Source organism: Moritella sp. JT01 (genome assembly GCF_001574435.1).
Taxonomy (GTDB): Bacteria; Pseudomonadota; Gammaproteobacteria; order Enterobacterales; family Moritellaceae; genus Moritella.
This window is the reverse complement of sequence record NZ_LOCN01000016.1, coordinates 26,852-45,340: the sequence shown is the minus strand read 5'-3', so window position 1 is coordinate 45,340 and position 18,489 is coordinate 26,852. Positions and strand designations below refer to the sequence as shown.

General features: G+C 42.3%; 18 protein-coding genes. 12 read left to right on the top strand and 6 right to left on the bottom strand.

Going from position 1 to position 18,489, the window contains the following annotated elements; all coding sequences use genetic code 11:
- The first annotated feature begins 62 nt into the window (after window positions 1-62).
- A complete protein-coding gene (locus AKG98_RS13515) occupies window positions 63-1,109 on the top strand; it encodes a DUF2066 domain-containing protein (RefSeq protein WP_067046583.1) in 1,047 nt (348 codons plus the stop codon).
- Between the two features lie 97 nt (window positions 1,110-1,206).
- Complete coding sequence (hda, locus tag AKG98_RS13510) at window positions 1,207-1,920, top strand: DnaA inactivator Hda (RefSeq protein ID WP_067046580.1); 714 nt, start codon at window positions 1,207-1,209, stop codon at window positions 1,918-1,920.
- Between the two features lie 122 nt (window positions 1,921-2,042).
- On the opposite strand, the gene AKG98_RS13505 is transcribed toward hda, so the two are convergent.
- From AKG98_RS13505 to AKG98_RS13495, 3 genes are all read right to left on the bottom strand, one after another.
- The gene (locus AKG98_RS13505) at window positions 2,043-2,618 is read right to left on the bottom strand and encodes a DUF2069 domain-containing protein (RefSeq protein WP_067046579.1); all 576 of its coding nucleotides are present in this window, start codon (window positions 2,616-2,618) and stop codon (window positions 2,043-2,045) included.
- Window positions 2,619-2,631: 13 nt separating this feature from the next.
- The gene (arsC, locus tag AKG98_RS13500; protein ID WP_067046577.1) at window positions 2,632-2,982 is read right to left on the bottom strand and encodes an arsenate reductase (glutaredoxin); all 351 of its coding nucleotides are present in this window, start codon (window positions 2,980-2,982) and stop codon (window positions 2,632-2,634) included.
- Window positions 2,983-3,062: 80 nt separating this feature from the next.
- Window positions 3,063-4,520: a M48 family metalloprotease gene (locus AKG98_RS13495; RefSeq protein WP_067046575.1), complete on the bottom strand. Its 1,458-nt coding sequence runs from the start codon at window positions 4,518-4,520 to the stop codon at window positions 3,063-3,065.
- Window positions 4,521-4,755: 235 nt separating this feature from the next.
- Between AKG98_RS13495 and AKG98_RS13490 the strand changes: the two genes are divergently transcribed.
- Complete coding sequence (locus AKG98_RS13490) at window positions 4,756-5,475, top strand: YebC/PmpR family DNA-binding transcriptional regulator (RefSeq protein WP_067046572.1); 720 nt, start codon at window positions 4,756-4,758, stop codon at window positions 5,473-5,475.
- Window positions 5,476-5,607: 132 nt separating this feature from the next.
- On the opposite strand, the gene AKG98_RS13485 is transcribed toward AKG98_RS13490, so the two are convergent.
- Entirely contained in the window at window positions 5,608-6,177 is a 570-nt protein-coding gene (locus tag AKG98_RS13485) for an alkylphosphonate utilization protein (protein ID WP_067046569.1), read from the bottom strand.
- Between the two features lie 195 nt (window positions 6,178-6,372).
- Between AKG98_RS13485 and AKG98_RS13480 the strand changes: the two genes are divergently transcribed.
- Window positions 6,373-7,494, top strand: a complete 1,122-nt coding sequence (locus AKG98_RS13480) for an enoyl-CoA hydratase/isomerase family protein (RefSeq protein ID WP_067046564.1) — start codon at window positions 6,373-6,375, stop codon at window positions 7,492-7,494.
- A 231-nt stretch (window positions 7,495-7,725) separates the two neighbouring features.
- A complete protein-coding gene (gene yiaY, locus AKG98_RS13475) occupies window positions 7,726-8,874 on the top strand; it encodes an L-threonine dehydrogenase (protein WP_067046561.1) in 1,149 nt (382 codons plus the stop codon).
- A gap of 117 nt (window positions 8,875-8,991) precedes the next feature.
- Here yiaY and AKG98_RS13470 read toward each other — a convergent pair whose 3' ends face one another.
- On the bottom strand, window positions 8,992-9,906 hold the full coding sequence (locus tag AKG98_RS13470) for a helix-turn-helix transcriptional regulator (RefSeq protein ID WP_067046552.1): 915 nt from the start codon (window positions 9,904-9,906) through the stop codon (window positions 8,992-8,994).
- The gene (locus AKG98_RS13465) at window positions 9,903-10,781 is read right to left on the bottom strand and encodes a formate dehydrogenase accessory sulfurtransferase FdhD (protein WP_067046549.1); all 879 of its coding nucleotides are present in this window, start codon (window positions 10,779-10,781) and stop codon (window positions 9,903-9,905) included. The genes AKG98_RS13470 and AKG98_RS13465 overlap by 4 nt, the downstream gene beginning before the upstream one ends.
- Window positions 10,782-10,955: 174 nt before the next feature.
- On the opposite strand from AKG98_RS13465, the gene AKG98_RS13460 reads away from it, so the two are divergent.
- The 7 genes from AKG98_RS13460 to fdh3B all read left to right on the top strand — a co-directional run bounded on the left by AKG98_RS13460 (window position 10,956) and on the right by fdh3B (window position 18,397).
- Window positions 10,956-11,438, top strand: coding sequence for a DUF3305 domain-containing protein (locus AKG98_RS13460; protein ID WP_067046547.1), 483 nt, complete (start codon window positions 10,956-10,958; stop codon window positions 11,436-11,438).
- Window positions 11,428-12,066: a DUF3306 domain-containing protein gene (locus tag AKG98_RS13455; RefSeq protein ID WP_067046545.1), complete on the top strand. Its 639-nt coding sequence runs from the start codon at window positions 11,428-11,430 to the stop codon at window positions 12,064-12,066. The genes AKG98_RS13460 and AKG98_RS13455 overlap by 11 nt, the downstream gene beginning before the upstream one ends.
- A gap of 273 nt (window positions 12,067-12,339) precedes the next feature.
- A complete protein-coding gene (locus AKG98_RS13450) occupies window positions 12,340-14,049 on the top strand; it encodes a 4Fe-4S dicluster domain-containing protein (protein ID WP_067046539.1) in 1,710 nt (569 codons plus the stop codon).
- Between the two features lie 24 nt (window positions 14,050-14,073).
- Window positions 14,074-14,673, top strand: coding sequence for a molecular chaperone (locus tag AKG98_RS13445; RefSeq protein ID WP_228140298.1), 600 nt, complete (start codon window positions 14,074-14,076; stop codon window positions 14,671-14,673).
- 22 nt (window positions 14,674-14,695) lie between these two features.
- The gene (locus AKG98_RS13440) at window positions 14,696-14,899 is read left to right on the top strand and encodes a twin-arginine translocation signal domain-containing protein (RefSeq protein WP_067046536.1); all 204 of its coding nucleotides are present in this window, start codon (window positions 14,696-14,698) and stop codon (window positions 14,897-14,899) included.
- A gap of 12 nt (window positions 14,900-14,911) precedes the next feature.
- Entirely contained in the window at window positions 14,912-17,767 is a 2,856-nt protein-coding gene (locus AKG98_RS13435) for a formate dehydrogenase subunit alpha (protein ID WP_067046534.1), read from the top strand.
- Between the two features lie 12 nt (window positions 17,768-17,779).
- Complete coding sequence (gene fdh3B / locus AKG98_RS13430; protein WP_067046532.1) at window positions 17,780-18,397, top strand: formate dehydrogenase FDH3 subunit beta; 618 nt, start codon at window positions 17,780-17,782, stop codon at window positions 18,395-18,397.
- Window positions 18,398-18,489 lie beyond the last annotated feature (92 nt).

The following is an 18,489-nucleotide window of genomic DNA, read 5'->3' as shown; positions in this document are numbered from 1 at the left end:
TTGGCTATGGTACTATTCAAATAATTAATTTGAGTCATCACGTTACTCTTAAAAAGGATCGTATGAAGCGTTTATTTCCTATTTTATTATCATTGTTATCTCTTTTACCTTTGACTGCGCGTGCGGTTGAGGTTGAGCATCTTTATTCGGCATCTGTTATGGCTGTTAATAATCAGTCCAACCGTACGTTACAAAAAGTTGCTTTTGCAGAAGTATTGGTCAAGGTTTCTGGTAATGCGGAAATTGCGACTAATCCGGTGATCAAAAAAGCATTAATTAATGCGCGTGAATATTTAGTGAAGCAAGCTGAAGAGCGTGTTGATGGTGAGCGTTATTTACAAGCAAGCTTTAATGAGCAAAAGATAAATCGCTTATTACGCAGCAGTGAATTTGGTGTATGGAGTCAGAATCGCCCACAACAAGTAATATGGCTGGTGGTTGATGAAAACTTTAGTCGTAGCGTAAAAGGTGAAAATGATCGTGATTACGCTGATTTCATTGATGCGATTAAAGCACAAGCAAATAAACGTGGGATCCCGGTATTATTCCCTGTGATGGATCTTGATGATCAACTACAAGTAAGTAGTAGTGATTTATGGGGACAGTTTACAGATCCGGTTGAACTTGCTTCAACACGTTATGGTGCCGACAATTATATTATTGCTAAGATCATTAAGCAAAATGATGATTACCAACTAAATTGGAGTATGTATGGTCGTAACAATAATAATCAGCCGTATGAGGTTTGGTTAAATGGACAAGGCCAAGGTGAGCTTGCAGCCATAGGTACAAAACTAACAGATAGTCTTGCGAATCATCTGGGTGAACGTTATAGCGTGAAAGCATCGGGTAAAGATGAAGTGGTGTTCTTAAATGTAGATGCTGTCACTGACATTACTGATTATGCTAAATTGATTGCAATGTTTTCTGAATTATCCGCAGTTGCACAAGTTGATCTTGATACCGTGACAGGATCGAATGTGCAATTAAAACTAGTATTATTGGGTACGCAGCAAGATCTATTGACCGAGCTATCGTTAGATCAACGGATCCAAAGTACTGAAAATGCCTTTGGTGACACGAATTTTCAATGGAATGTGATAAATTAAGCAAATTTACATCGTGTTTTTTTACTAGTCGTTTTCTATCGGGCACTGAGGTGCTACAATGGCCTCACTAATCTTATGATTGTATGAAAGGGTGATATTGAACACTCCAGCACAACTTTCTTTATCTGTACAATTACCCGATGGTGAGACTTTCGCGAGTTTTTACCCCGGTGCTAATGTCCAACTACTGACAGCATTAAAAAATGCTGCTGTCGGCGACGGTGATCCATTTCTTTATTTATTTGGTAGCCGAAGTTCGGGTACCTCTCATTTACTCCACGCAACCTGTACCGAGTGTACGGACGCTGATCGTTCTGCCGCTTATTTACCGATGGCAATGTCTGCCATGATGTCTCCGTCTGTATTAGATGGCATGGAACATCTTGATATTGTTTGTATCGATAATATTGAATTGATCGCAGGGAACCGTGAATGGGAAGTCGCATTATTCAATTTTTATAATCGTTGGCGTGATAGTCATGATCAAGAAAATCCAGGATCACTCATTGTCACGGGCAATAGCGCGGCACGGCATTTAGGTATTCAATTACCGGATCTGCTTTCTCGATTAGATTGGGGCGTTAGCTACCAACTGCAGTTATTGGATGATGACGGCAAGCTAGCCGCGTTACAGCTACGTGCTGAATTTAGAGGACTGAAGCTACCCGTTGATGTTGGCCGTTTCTTATTAAATCGTTCATCTCGAGATATGGAAACCCTTATTTCGACATTAGATCGATTAGATAATGCGTCAATTAGTGCCCAGCGTCGTTTAACCATCCCGTTTGTGAAAGAAACCCTTTCTTTATAATGAACAAAGGTAAAACTACTTACAAGATATTGAAAAAGTAAAAGTAAAAGTAAAAAGGAAATAGGTTCGATGACACTATTTCCTTTTTTGTTATTTAAGTGATACGGTTAGCTTACACAAGGTTAATCTTTGTTTTGCGCTTTGTATGCTTCTTCTCGTTCTTTCTCTTCAGCCATCACTACTTTTAGCTTATCAAGACCTAGGCCTAACTCTTTGCCCTGCATACGGGCATAAATACCGTTACCAAACAACATGCAGTTGGCTAAGGCAAACTCTAGGATCGCAAGATAACGCTCATCTGGATCTGTATACATGATGGTTAATGAATGCATGTAATAGATCATGACAACAAAGTTACTCCAAGCTGCCGTGTAAGGTTTGCCTTTGATCAATCCGTAGAAGGGGAATAATAATGGCAAGATCCAAATAAAGGCTTTGGCTAATGGATTTGACTCGTGTGATGCCTGGCGCTCTAACCATTTCTGTTTTTCAGCTTCAACCTGCGGTAATAATTCTGGATTCACTTCTGCCATTGCTGTTAATTCAGCTAATGCTTGTGATTGGGTATGGTCTTGTAGTTTTTCTGGCGTTAGCCATAACTGCCATACGAACATGAGTATGATCAGGCCAAAGAAGCCAAACAGTCCCAGAAACCGGTACTGAGTAATACGTTTTTGTCTTTCTTGTGTTGTTTGCATTATTTGCTCGTTGTTAGAGAATGGCTAAAACATTTTCAGGTGGACGGCCAATCGTAGCTTTGCCATTTGCTAGTACAATTGGTCGTTCGATTAATTTCGGTGTTGCGATCATTGCTGCAATGAGTTCGTCATTAGACAAGCTTTCATCATCTAAACCAAGTGCTTTATATTCAGCTTCTTTAATACGCATTAATTGACGAGGTGTTAATGCGAGTAAGGTTAGGATTTCTTGCAGTTGTGCTGCTGACGGTGGCGTTTCGAGGTATTTTACGATGTTTGGTGTTACACCTTGTTCTTCTAATAAAGCAAGAGTTTGGCGGCTTTTAGAGCAACGTGGATTATGATAAATAGTGACACTAGTCATGCTTGGCCTTTTCCTTAAACAAGTCTTAAAACAAATGGGATCCTTAAAGTCCCCATTTTGCCTTGTTTCCTGTCCCTTGGCTAGTTTTGCAATGCCTGCATTTCTTGCTTTTCTAACTCAATTTGCTCCATATGCGCATCAATTCGAGCAATATCTGCTGAGCTTGTTGCAAGTGTTCGCGCTGATTGCAGTTCATTAAGGGCTTTTGGATAGTTAGCTTTAAGTTGTGCCAGATTTGCACGTTGGACATACATCTTTACCTTATCATCCGTTTGACGAAGTAAATCAATATAAATGCTCAAGGCAATCATATCTGTTTCATTGTCACGTAAGTAATTACGAATGAGCTTTTTAGCTTGGGTATACTGTTTCGCTTGTTGCAAGGCCACTGCTAAATTTATAGTGGTAACCGGGTTATTGGTGTATCTGTTATTGGCTTTTTGTAATCTCGCAATAGCTTCGTCATTATGCTTTAAGGCTAAATCAACATCGGTAAGGGTATCGAGGTAAAATAGGTTGTTTGGCTGTGTTTTAGCTAATTCGACAACGATCTTTTTTGCTTCTACATTTTTATCTAATTGCAGTAACGCTAATGCTTGGCCGTATTGTGCAGCTTCTTTGAGCTTGAAATTTTTGGTTTTAAGTTGATGCTGAAAAAATTGCAGTGCTTCTTTTGGTTTTAAGGTGCCATAACGGACTTGAATACGCGCTTTTGCTAATTGATAATCGAGACTTGGCGGATAATAACGATTTGGATATAGTGCTGCTCTATCACGTGCTTCGGTGATTCGGGTGGTTGGTAATGGGTGAGTGATCAGCATTTGTGGTGGTTTTGAGCTAAAACGGTATTGTGCAGATAATTTACCGAAGAAAGTCGACATTGCTGCAGGATCATAACCAGCATTCGCCAGCACTTGAATACCAATACGATCGGCTTCAAATTCATTGGCTCGGGTATAGTTAATGGCAGACTGCGCATTAATCGCTACTGTGGTTTGTAACATGGCGATGCCCGCAACTGGATTCGCAATACCTAATAATACTGCGCCAACTAACCCTGCAACAGTCAGTTGGGTATTACCTGCTTGCGCCTCTAAACTACGTGCAAGGTGGCGCTGAGTGATATGCGAGATTTCATGGGCGATAACCGATGCAAATTCAGATTCACTCTCGGCATATAAAAATAAGCCTGTATGCACTTTTACATAGCCACCAAGAAATGCCGCCGCATTAATTTCATCATCTTTAATGAGGAAAAAATTAAATGGAAAACGAACTGAATCGGTTTGATTAATGAGTTTTGCGCCAAGTTCGGCAATGTATTCTTGTAAAACTGGGTCGCTAACCATAGGGAAAGAACCACGCGCTATTTTAATAAAAGCGGCGCCGTATTGACGTTCTTGATCGATCGATAAAGCCGTCACACCCGCTGTGCCAATTTCGGGTAGTTTGTTGGTTGCTTGTACTGTGCTTACTAGACCTAACGTACCGAAAAATAATGCTGTACTGGTCAAGCGTAATACTTTTTTTAGATACAAATGGGTGACCTATGCGGTAATAACTAAGTAAATTTAGTTAACATAGTAGAACATAATATTAACCGATAACAGTGACAAATAGTAAGACGGCCTATATTAGTTATAGTTCCGTGGGATGTTTAGCCAATTTTTGTTGATGAAAGATAAGATATTTACGCTTTTGTGGAAAAAATGGTACTAATCCTGCTAAAATCGAGAAGTATTTATTTCAAATTTAAAATGAGAGTGAATTAAGATGGGCAGAGCGTTCCAAAACCGTAAATTATCGATGGCTAAAACAGCTGGCATGAAAACTAAGATCTACTCTAAATATGGTAAAGAGATCTACGTATGTGCAAAAACTGGTGGTGGCGACCCTGATAGCAACTTAAGTCTTCGCCGCATCATTGAAAAAGCGAAAAAAGATCAAGTTCCTAGTCACGTTATCGATCGTGCGATTGAAAAAGCATCTGGCGCTGGCGGTGAAGATTATGAACGCGCAAGTTATGAAGGCTTTGGCCCGGGTAACTGCATGGTTATTGTTGAGTGTCTAACTGACAACGGTAAGCGTACTTTCACTGAAGTTCGTCAAGCATTCGTTAAGAATGGCGCGAAATTAGGTGCGCAAGGTTCTGTATCACACATGTTTGATCATCAAGCTGTATTTGAATTCAAATTTGATGACGAGGATGCGGTATTAGAAACATTGATGGAAGCGGAAGTCGATGTAGCTGATGTTGAGAACGAAGACGGTACGATCACTGTTTATGTTCCACATACTGAATTCTACAAAACGAAAGTAGCATTATCAGAAGCGTTTTCTGGTATTGAATTTGATGCAGAAGACATTACATTCTTACCACAAGTTGAAATTGAAGTGACGGGTGATGACGTTGAAATGTTCGAACGTTTCCTTGCAGCATTAAACGACAGTGATGATGTACAAGATGTATATCACAATGCGATCATTGATTAATTAGTCAATGATGTGCGGTTATTAATACCGCGCATAAAAAAGGCCGATTACCGCTTCTTTATTAGAATGGGTAATCGGCCTTTTTTGATCTGCTAGCTGTCACGTATCTAAAGACGAGACAAACTAAGCAAATTACATTTTTTTGCAGTATGCAGAAATAATCACCATTGCAGTACCGTTAGCACGGCCTTGAATGTGTAATGGATTATCTGTTAAACCAATATTACGCACAGCTGTACCACGTTTGATCACTAAGCTTGAGCCTTTAACAGGTAAATCTTTGATGATGTTTACGTTGTCGCCAGCTTTTAAAATAGTACCGTTTACGTCACGCGCTGGTGAGTCTGTCATTGCTGCAATTAACACGCCTTTTTCAGCCCATGCTTTTACGTCTTCTTCTAGATACATCATATCAAGTAGATCACGTGACCAGTCTGCATCTAGGCGGCTTAACATGCGGTATGCAAGTACTTGTACTGCTGGTACTTGGCTCCACATGCTGTCGTTTAGGCAACGCCAGTGGTTTTCATCAAGAGTATCTGAGTTGTTGATTTGCTCAAGGCAAGTATCACAAAGCATTACTGCACAGTCAGAGCTTTTTTCTGGTGATTCAGGTAGCTCATAAGCGGATAGGTTAGATTCTGATGTGCACATTTCACATTTAGAACCACTGCGTTGTAATAGCGTTGTTTCGATAGTCATTGAATTAATCCTCTAAATTTTGTGGGGCTATTATGCCACAGCGTGAGTATTTTGGGTATCTTGCAATAGGTTTCAATCGGATGATGTAGGTTAAATGGATAGATGTGCTTGGCTAAATTCATAATCAATACCTTCGCGAGTTGAATTACCCCCCCGAATCTGGCTACACTGGTTTTTTATCAAGTCGGAGTTCACATGGAAGCAAGCGTATTATTTGATGAGTTAGCCACGGATGATGGTCATGTCATTGGTATTATTACCCTTAATAAAGCACGACAGTTGCATGCTCTGAGTGCGGATATGTTTCCATTATTACGTCAGCAGTTACTTGCTTGGCAATGTGATAACCGAGTGGTCAGCGTATTACTGACGAGTACTGGTGAGAAAGCATTTTGCGCCGGTGGTGATGTTAAATCATTACAACAAGCGTTAGTCGTCACTGAAGGCCATGAGGCTAAGCAGCAGGTTGCCAGTCAATATTTTATGGCCGAGTATCAAGTCGACTATTTATTGCATCATTTTGGCAAGCCACTGATCGTTTGGGGTGATGGCATTATTATGGGCGGTGGATTAGGGCTGTTTATGGGGGCTAGTCACCGTGTGGTTACTGAAACTGCACGTATTGCCATGCCAGAGATCACTATCGGTTTATTCCCAGATGTTGGCGCGACTTGGTTCTTAAATCGTTTACCACACCCAGGTGTCGGATTATTTTTAGGGTTAACAGGCGCCAGTATTAATGCCAAAGATGCGCAATATTTAGGGTTAAGCGAGTATTTAATTCCTGCTACAAAATATACGGATGTGCTGAATGCATTAACCACGCTTGATTGGCAAAGTGATACTGCGTTACATCACCAACAAGTTGATAAGTTACTAGCACAGTACTACGTGGATGCTGATTTCGCTAACTGTCATTTAGTCAATCATCAAGCTTTGTTTACTCAGCTGAGTGCTTATACAGAACTGACTGACGTGATGGCATGTATCCAAGCGCACGAAAGTGGTGATCCGTGGTTACAAACCAGCGTTAACAAATTGCTATTAGGTAGCCCAATATCAGCGCATATCTTATACCGACAGGTAAACCAATATTCTGAACTATCGTTAGCGGCCTGTTTTCAGCTGGAATTAGATTTAGCCGTGAATGTCTGTCTAAATGCTGATCTTGTTGAAGGTGTAAGGGCTTTGTTAGTCGATAAAGACAACCAGCCGAATTGGTTATTTAAACAGATTAAAGACGTATCTGTTGATTTTGTTGATGGTTTATTTGTATCGCCTTGGAAAATAGAATCGCACCCACTGCGTACGCTGTAATTGATATCTAAATTACTTAATTATGTGACTTGTATATCAAAGTGAGTAGATAATTTATTTTGATTTTATAAACCCCTTTATTTTGTAAGGTTTAAAGTTATAATCACCTCAAAGTGGTTAGTTTGTTGGTGGGTTGCGCTATCAAGTAACGACACTGAGATAATTATTACTTACAGTGAATTTTAAAAGTGTACTGCGGCAATAATTATTGATTTATTTTGGAGATATATTATGAGCACTGCATTCTTTATTCCTGCTTACAATCTAATGGGCGCTGGCTGTCTAATTCAAGCGGCTGACGCAATCAAATCTCATGGTTTCAAAAAAGCATTAATCGTGACCGATAAAGTGATTAATAGCATTGGCATGGTGAAACAAGTTCAAGACTTATTAGATGCGAGAGGCGTTGAATCAGCCGTTTTTGATGGTACTCAGCCGAATCCAACGACAGCGAATGTTGCTGCTGGTCTTGAGCTATTAAATTCAGAAGTGTGTGATTTTGTGATTTCATTAGGCGGTGGTTCCCCACATGATTGCGCTAAAGGTATTGCACTTGTGGCGACCAATGGTGGTCATATCGCGGATTATGAAGGCTTAGATCAATCAGAAAAAGCCCAGCTTCCACTTGTTGCAATTAATACCACGGCAGGCACAGCATCTGAAATGACGCGTTTCTGTATTATTACCAATGAAACAACACACATTAAAATGGCGATTGTGGATAAAAATACCACACCGCTCATGTCAGTGAACGATCCGGAATTAATGTTAGCTAAACCAGCGTCATTAACCGCTGCTACGGGTATGGATGCATTGACTCATGCGGTCGAAGCGTATGTATCTACAGCGGCAACGCCGATTACCGATGCCGTTGCGATTAAAGCGATGGAATTAATTCAAGCGCATTTACGCACAGCGGTAGCACACGGTGAGAATATCGAAGCGCGTGAGCAAATGGCGTATGCACAGTTCATGGCTGGTATGGCATTTAATAATGCTTCACTCGGTTATGTACATGCAATGGCGCATCAGTTGGGTGGTTTTTACGACTTACCACACGGTGTATGCAATGCGGTATTACTACCATATGTACAGGCGTATAACGCACAAGTTTGTCCAGCGCGTCTACGTGATGTAGCTAAAGCGATGGGGGTTGATGTGGCAGACATGACGCCAGAACAAGGTGCAGATGCAGCGATTGCGGCGATCAAAGAATTAGCGTTAGCGGTAGGTATTCCTGCAGGTTTAACAAGCTTAAAGGTAAAGGTTGAAGATATTCCTGAGCTGGCTAAAAATGCATTAAACGATGCATGCGGATTTACGAATCCAAAACAAGCGAGCCATGAAGAAATCTGCGCAATTTTTAACGCTGCCATGTAATCCATTTTAATCGTCAGTATAAAAATAACGCCAATAAAGTAATCTTATTAAGCCAAGCTATCAATATTGATAGCTTGGCTTTTGGTATTTAGGGCTACTTTTTATGTAAATTGAAGGCTAATTGGCTCTCCAGACTTGCTGACCTGTACGGCTAAAGTTATAACCACCTAGCTGATCTCCTTTAGCTTGGATCTTCATATCAGATAGCGACTGTAGCAATTGTTGTTGCAAGGTGCGAAAGTAGATATTTTTTGGGATCACCAATTCAAAAGCTTCGGTACTCAGTGGAATAAAGCCTAAACCAAATTCGCCTGCAGTGCTTTGACTTGCACAGCCCACATCTGCTTCTCCACGGGCAATGCAGGAAGCTAACTCTCGTTCACTGTGGCAGGTTTCCGCTGCGGTAAGCATATCGACGGTGTAAGCATGATTATGTAGCCATTCACCTAAGGCGCGCATACTTCCAGCACCTTCTTGGCGCAGTGCCCAGCGCCAGCGTGAAGTCAGTAACTCTTGTAAATTTAAAGAGCGTGAGTTTACTAAATCGGCCAACTCTTTATTGACTACTAACCCTTGTTTACGCTCAAAGGCGTGGATCAGTACCCAGTTTTTATGCCCTGGATATTGCTGTAATAATGCGGGATGACGTAAGCGTGCTTCTTCTGCATGTCCCCAATGGATAGCACAAATATCCACATGACCTTTACTGAGCATCGCTAAACCTTGGCGAGTGCCAGTTGAGGTATAACCAACCAGTGCGGTGCTGCCAAGCTTTTGTGCCATCTTCCCCACGACGAGTTGTAAGAGTGGATCATCAGAACCTGCGATGAGTAAGCGGTCATTCAGTACACCATTATGACAAGATTCCAGTAGCCATTTATCCAACATTGCTTTGGGAAATAACCATTTACCCGTTACTTTCGTTGCAGGTAAATGGCCATCGTTAGCCAGTGTGTAGACCTTTTTTTCATTCAGGTCTAAATACTCAGCGACTTGCTTTACATTCATAAAAGCAGGGAAGTGTTCGCTCATGCACTTTTACCGATTAGTGTTGATGACTGCTCTTGTGCGAGCGCTTCTGCGTCAGGGCCTTTGACATCTAAAATCAGGTTCGCCATACCGTTATATACTTGAAAGCGATTACCTTTGGCGCGAGCAACCATGGTTATACCCAGTTTTTTCGCTAAGTCGTAACCCATTTGTGTGGCACCCGAGCGAGACAATAATACCGGGATCCCCATTTGTGCTACTTTAATCACCATCTCAGACGTAAGGCGGCCTGTGGTATAGAAGATCTTATCTTCACCGGTTTGACCTTTTAGCCACATCTCTCCAGCCAAGGTATCAACTGCATTGTGACGGCCTACATCTTCGACAAACGATAAAATCGTGGTGTCTTTACACACTGCACAGCCATGTACTGCCCCGGCCGCTTTATAAGTTGCGTTGTGGTGAGTTAATGCTTCTAACAAACCATACAGTTTTGATTGACGTAATGTAGGTTGTGGCAGTGTGATACCTTCTAATTTTTTCATTACGTTGCCAAACATGGTGCCTTGACCACAGCCTGAGGTAACTGTTTTTTTCGATAACTTACCTTCTAAACCATCAGTATTTTCACGGGTGATCACGGCTGCAGAATTTGTATCCCAATCAATAATCACAGATTCAATCGCGGCAATGTCTTCAATGAAACTTTGGTTTTTTAAATATCCAAGCACGAGGTCGGCAGGGCGGGCACCGAGCGTCATCACTGTTACGATTTCTACCCAGTTTAAATAAATCGTTAACGGATGTTCACATGCGATCTCTTTGGTCATGGTATCGCCATATTCATCCATAATGTCGACGGTCATGGTGTGCTCAACTGAAGAATTAGTTCTAATTATTTTTGGTAATTGCGGCATCCGAAAGTCCTGCTGGTTTATATATCTATCGAGAGGTAAAGCAAAGTTCATTCCAACTTAACCATTTTATTTGTCACTTATCTTGAACTTGGTCTAAATTTTGCTGAGTAGGGTGAGTTATATAAGAAATTATAAAATACTAAATAATTATAAAAATAGAATAAAGGAGCATGTGTGCAACAAATTGATGAACATAAGCGCTTAGAAAAAGACGAATCAAGTTGGCCAATCAGGTTTCGTCTTCGCTCTGAAGAAAAGCAAATTGGACGCTGGACGACGCTATCTTGGTCTATTGATAATGTCGAATTATATGACCATAACCGCACACAAGGTGATGCCAGCACTGGCACCTGTTATGAGCGTGTATTAACGTTATACCGCGATGAACGGACAGATTATCGTTTTAACCTCAGTTCACAAGACCCGCATCTGTTTATTGTTTGTGAAGAAAATAATGAGCAGTTATCGCCGCTACTTATCACTGTCGCGCAAAGTGTCGCAAGCAGTTACATGGATGGCGACTACCAAGTGTTACATATTCAGATGCCCTTACCCGTGCAAGCTTGGATGGAAGCATTCATTGGGCGTCATGGCGAACTGATTGAATTTAAAAAGAAACGTTATAAAGATAAAAAAGGACGTTCAAGTGGCAACTAACTTTTTTCAACGTTGGTCTAGCCGTTCTCTGACGGCTAAAGAAAAAGCTTCAGCAACGTTATCGGAAACGAATGCTACCGTTGCAGAATTAACCGAAGCTGATCAAGTTTTTGAGCCGATTTATGATGCTAACACAGAACTAAATCAAGCCGTTACGCCGGATGACGTTGTTGATGATGCGGTAGATCGTGTTGTAGATCAGCAGAACGATATTGCAGACAAGAACAGTGATGACGTATTAACAATTACTGATGCAGATAGTGTGACATTTGACAGTGGCGTCGCTTCATTTCTAAAGCAGGGGGTTGATAAGTCAGTAAAAAAAGCCGCGCTGGCTAAATTATTTCATTCAGATGAATTCAACTATATCAGTGATATGGACGATCATACTGAAGACTTTTCTAATATCCCTAAACTCGACGATAGTATTGCAAAGCAGTTACGTGGTTGGGTTAAGACAGTATTAGAAGAACCTGATCAAGCAGAAGACACCGGTATTGAACGAACAGAAGAAGCAGAAATGTCAGCTGTTGAAGATGAAACAGTTGAACCCGTCACGGAAGATTTCAAATTATCGCAAGGCTGCGATGAGCCACATCACAAGATTATTCAGCAAGGTGAGACATAAAGGGACTAATAACCCTTATTTCAATTGGGACAATTTGATACAGGTGTGATCATTTGTAGCGACAAAATGTCTCAGTTGGAAATGGCTCAACTGTCCTTATCTGACTTTAGCTCTTTATAGGTCATTTTTTTCCGTTAAAAGTTGGTTCGGTTATTGCTCTATTAGCTACAGCATAAAGTACGGTAAAAATCGTACGGCAGAAAGAGCCGCGGGCACTAAACTCGCAGTTTAATCGGCACCAATTTTAGCGGTGACGAGTATACAGGAATAGCAATGTTAAAAAGTATTCTAGAAACATTTACAGATAGCAATGGTCAAGCACGTTTAAGTGCAATCGCTGGTACGGTTGAATTATCGAATTTGATCCCGCCAACGGTTTCTTATGAGAGCCGAGGGAATCTATTGATCATTGGTCCGCACGATACTATTACTGCGCTGGCCCCGCAATTTTCAACACTTAATTCAGTGACACTCCTTGCGACTTCGTGGGCAGCTGAAAACACGGCGAAAACAAGTCATGACATTAAGGTATTTTTTAGTAATGACGTGACAATAAAAGGTTATCTAGGCGCATTCGAAGTGAATTGCCGTGTCGCAGGTACGTTACTTGATACCTATATCAATCTAGCGGAAGTAACGATCGGGGGTGATAGCTTTGATTTAGTGGTTGATATGAGTGCCAAGAGCATCATCAACACCGAGATCCCGGCACCTGGTTATTACCCTGTCGGTAGTGGTAAAGCGGCGATTGCAGATGTGATTGAAACCTTACCTGACATGCTTGGCACGTTTGATAAGCCTAAGTATTTCCGTTTAAACAATGACATTTGTGCGCATTCATCCCGTGGTGTGAGTGGCTGTACGCGTTGTGTTGATGCGTGTCCAGCGGGTGCGTTATCAAGTAATGGCCATGCGATCGAGATTAACCCGTTCTTATGTCAAGGGGTTGGTACTTGTGCAACGGCTTGTCCGACAGAAGCGATCACGTATGCATTACCAGATCCAGAGAAAACCCAGAACTTCATTTACCGTTTGTTAAACAGTTATCAAATGGCGGGTGGTGTTAAGCCGACGATCTTATTCTTTGGTAACCGTGATGAAGAAAACGTTGCAGCACAATTACCGTCATTACCATCGAATGTGATCCCGATTGCATTGGAAGAGTTAGCGACTGTGGGTGTTGATACGTGGTTTAGTGCGCTGATTTATGGTGCGCATCAAGTACTGCTCGCCACGAATATAGCTTATATGCCTGCGACAATTGATCGCGTTTTAAAAGATGAGTTAGCCATTGCGAATAACTTCTTAACTGAACTTGGTTTTGAAGCAGATCGCATTTGCTTGTTTGAACTTAGCTCCGCGGCTGAATTCGTGGCGTTCCCTGCATCTTTGTTGCCTGTTGTAGATAACAAGATCGCTGTGATGGATAGCGGTGTATTGGCCGAGCAATTATCAGGGACTAAGCGTGAAAAACTGTTTAGTGCATTAGATAAGTTGCATGCGCAAAGCACAGTTAGACCAACAGTGTCTAGCGTACCTGAAAATGCACCTTACGGGAGTGTTGAATGTAAAACAGATGATTGCACGCTATGTATGGGGTGTGTGGCGGTATGTCCAACCCGTGCATTAAATGCTGTTGGTGGACGCCCCGGTTTGCAGTTTAGAGAGCAAGATTGCGTGCAATGTGGCTTATGTGAAAAAGCCTGCCCAGAGCAAGTGATTAGTCTTAAACCGGGTGTTAACTGGGATGCAGAAAGTCGCCAAAGTACCGTGATGATCCATGAAGAGGAGCCAGCTTGCTGTTTAAGTTGCGGTAAAGCATTTGCGCCAGCGTCGATGATTAAAATGCTGACCGAGAAATTACAAGGTCATTCACAATTTCAGGGTGATGCTATTCGCCGTTTATCTATGTGTGAAGACTGTCGTGTACGCGATATTTTTTCTGACATGGCTGATGATCCAACAAGTCAGTTGCGAGTGTAAAACGAAATGATGGAAACGCAAAAAATGTCACAGCCAGTTGCTGAAGAAACAACATTACGTATCGATATCTATAGTTTACTTGCTCATCTATTACGTAAGGCACCAGATGCTGACGTTATTGATTGGTTAGCGAATTTAGATGTGGATGCACCGAACGAACTCATTCAAACCACGGGTATGTCGGCGGCTTGGCCGTTATTAAAACTCGCGTCACAAAAGACCTTATTAACCGCGGTTGAAGATGAATACCAAGATCTGTTTATTGGTATTGGCCATGGTGAGATCGTGCCGTTTGGTTCTTGGTTCCTCACCGGTTCATTAATGGAAATGCCATTAGCGCATTTACGCCATGATTTGAAAAAGCTGGGTTTTCAACGCGATGAAGACGTGAAAGAACCGGAAGATCATATTGCTGCATTGCTCGAAGTCATGACGATGTTAGTCGCAGAAAGTAATCAAAAAGTACAAGCCGAATTCTTTAATCGCCATATCGATACCTGGTTTGAGCGTTTTTGTCAGGATTTAAAGGTAGCGAAAAACGCAGTGTTTTATAGCGCCGTCGCCGAGCTAGCTTTGCAATTTTTAAGTATTGAAAAAATACGTTTTATCGACGTAAAAAAATAATAACGATAGAGGATCAAACTGGATGAGTAAACAAAATAAGCCGGATAAAAACCGCCGCCAATTGTTAAAAAATATTGGTTTAGGAGCCGTTGCAGGTGCTATTGCAACAGGTGTATCGACCTCTGTTAATGCATCTGTCGACACGCGAGATCAGAAAGATAAGCAGGAAAAGACAAAAGGTTACCATGAAACTCAACACATTCGTGATTACTACGATTCTCTATAAGCGGAGCTCTAAATGAAATTAACTAAACGTTCCGATACGGTCAACAAGGACGAAAAACAACTCGGTATTTCGCGCCGTTCGTTTATGCGTAACTCTTCAATTGCTGCCGCTGGTGGTGTAGTCGGTGTTGGTATGTTCGCACCGGGTATGATGAAAAAAGCCGAAGCAAAATCTGTCGATCCAAAATCACCCGTTGAAATTAAACGTACGATTTGTTCTCACTGCTCTGTGGGCTGCGGTATTTATGCCGAAGTACAAGAAGGTGTATGGACAGGTCAAGAACCCGCATTTGATCATCCGTTTAATGCGGGTGGTCACTGTGCTAAAGGTGCCGCACTACGTGAACACGGCCATGGTGCTAAACGTCTAAAATATCCAATGAAGCTGGTTAACGGCAAATGGATAAAAATGAGCTGGGAAACTGCACTTGAAGAAGTCAGCCAGCAAGTACTTAAGATCCGTGAAGAATCAGGTCCAGATTCTGTTTATTGGTTAGGTTCTGCAAAACATAACAATGAGCAAGCGTATTTGTTCCGTAAAATGGTATCGATGTGGGGTACCAATAATGTCGATCACCAAGCCCGTATTTGTCATTCTACCACCGTAGCTGGTGTCGCAAATACCTGGGGTTATGGCGCGATGACGAACTCGCTAAATGACATGCATAACTGTAAATCTATCTTATTTATTGGCTCAAATCCAGCTGAAGCGCATCCAGTAGCGATGCAACATATCCTGATCGCCAAAGAAAAGAACAACTGTAAGATTGTGGTTGCCGATCCTCGCCGTACCCGTACCGCAGCAAAAGCGGATCATTACGTCTCATTACGTCCAGGCTCAGATGTTGCTTTCGTTTGGGGGGTGTTATATCACGTCTTTAAAAATGGTTGGGAAGATAAAGAATTTATTCACCAACGTGTTTACGGCATGGAAGATGTACGTGCAGAAGTCGATAAATGGACACCCGCCGAAGTTGAACGTGTATCAGGCGTACCAGAAGCGGAAGTTTATGAAACAGCAAAACTACTGTCTGAAAACCGTCCTGGCTGCGTAGTTTGGTGTATGGGTGGTACGCAACATACCACAGGTAATAACAATACCCGTGCTTATTGTATTCTGGAACTTGCGTTAGGTAACATAGGCAAGCCAGGTGGTGGTGCGAACATTTTTCGTGGCCACGATAACGTACAGGGTGCGACTGACTTTGGTGTATTATCAGATAACTTACCGGGTTATTACGGCCTTTCTGAAGGCGCATGGAAACATTGGGCTGGCGTTTGGGATGTGGATTATGAATGGTTGAAAAACCGCTTTGATCAAAATGCTTACCGCGGCAAAAAACCAATGAACCACGCGGGTATTCCGGTATCTCGTTGGATTGATGGTGTATTAGAAAATAAAGACAACATCGAGCAGAACGATAATATCCGCGCCATGTTCTATTGGGGGCATGCGGTTAATTCACAAACCCGTGGCCCAGAAATGCGCACGGCGATGGGCAAGCTGGACATGATGGTGATTGTTGACCCGTATCCGGGTGTTGCAGCCGTCATGAACGGTCGTACTGACAATGTTTATTTACTACCAGCGACGACGCAGTTTGAAACCACAGGTTCCGTCACCGCGACCAACCGTTCAATTCAATGGCGAGACCAAGTGATTGAGCCGCTGTTTGAGTCTAAACCTGATCACGAGATCATGTATTTACTCGCTAAGAAACTTGGCTTAGCCGATCAATTGTTCAAGCATATTGAAGTGAAGAACAACCAACCCGTGATCGAAGACATTACCCGCGAATATAACAAGGGGATGTGGACCATAGGTTATACCGGACAAAGTCCCGAGCGTCTTAAAGAACACCAGAAAAACTGGCATACATTCCACAAAACAACGCTTGAAGCTGAAGGCGGTGTTGCTCATGGTGAGACTTACGGTCTACCTTGGCCATGTTGGGGTACGCCAGAGATGAAACATCCAGGTACGCATATTCTTTATGATACATCGAAACCAGTGGCGCTCGGTGGCGGTAATTTCCGCGCACGTTTTGGTGTTGAACGGAATGGCGAAAGCTTGCTGGCTGTTGATAGCTACTCAAAAGATTGTGAGCTGGAAGGTGGCTTCCCAGAATTCAGTGACAAACTACTCAAGCAACTTGGCTGGTGGGATGAACTGACTGCTGACGAGAAAGTGAAAGCAGCAGGAAAAAACTGGAAAACTGACGTATCTGGCGGTATTCAACGTGTGGCAATTAAACACGGTTGTATCCCTTACGGTAACGCGAAAGCGCGTGCAGTGGTATGGACCTTCCCAGATGCCGTGCCGCTTCATCGTGAACCGTTATACACACCGCGTCGTGATTTAGTTACTGATTATCCGACTTGGGATGACAGTGAAGCGATGTTCCGTTTACCAACCTTATACAAATCAATCCAAGATAAAGATGTATCAGGTGAATACCCTATCGTGCTTACTTCCGGCCGTTTGGTTGAGTATGAAGGGGGTGGTGATGAAACCCGCTCAAACCCATGGTTAGCTGAATTACAACAAGAAATGTTTGTTGAAGTTAATCCAAAAGATGCTAACGATTTAGGTTTCAGAGATGGCGAAATGGTGTGGGTTGAAGGTGCTGAAAAAGGCCGTATTCATGTTAAAGCAATGGTTACACGTCGTGTTAAACCAGGTCTTGCCTTTATTCCGTTCCACTTTGGTGGTTATTTCCAAGGTGAAGATTTACGTGGCAATTACCCTGAAGGCTCAACGCCATATGTATCAGGCGAGTCAGCAAATACAGCAACAACCTATGGCTATGACCCTGTGACACAAATGCAGGAAACGAAAGTAACCCTCTGTAAAATATCTAAAGCGTAAGGAGTCATTCAAATGGCTAGTATGAAATTTCTATGTGACTCTAAACGTTGTATTGAATGCAATGGTTGTGTAACCGCATGTAAGAACGAAAATGATGATGCACTTGAATGGGGTATCCAACGTCGCCGCGTCGTTACTCTGAATGATGGTGAGCCGGGTGAAAGCTCAATCTCAGTGGCATGTATGCATTGTACCGATGCGCCGTGCATGGCCGTTTGTCCTGCTGATTGCTTTGAGCGTACTGAAGATGGCATTGTGCTGCACGATAAAGACTTGTGTATCGGTTGTGGTTATTGCTTGTTTGCCTGCCCATTTGGCGCACCGCAATTTCCAAAACAAGATGCCTTTGCTGAACGTGGCAAGATGGATAAATGTACCTTCTGTGCAGGTGGACCGAATGTAGAAGACGGCTCTGAAGAAGAGAAGAAAAAGTACGGTGCCAACCGTATTGCAGAAGGCAAATTACCTATGTGTGCATCGCTTTGTTCGACTAAAGCCTTGCTTGCTGGTGATGCGGCGAAGATCTCTGATATTTACAGTGAACGTGTTGTTGCACGTGGCGCTAAAAATGCGGGTTGGGCAAGTACTGTCGACCTTGCTTATGATGCGAGTAAACCGCAAGAAAGCTAATGCTGGCAGGCTGGTTAATGTAAATTAGCCAGCTGTCAGGACTTGGTTACGAACCTACAATAATTATTTTTTAATATAAATATAGGTTAGCT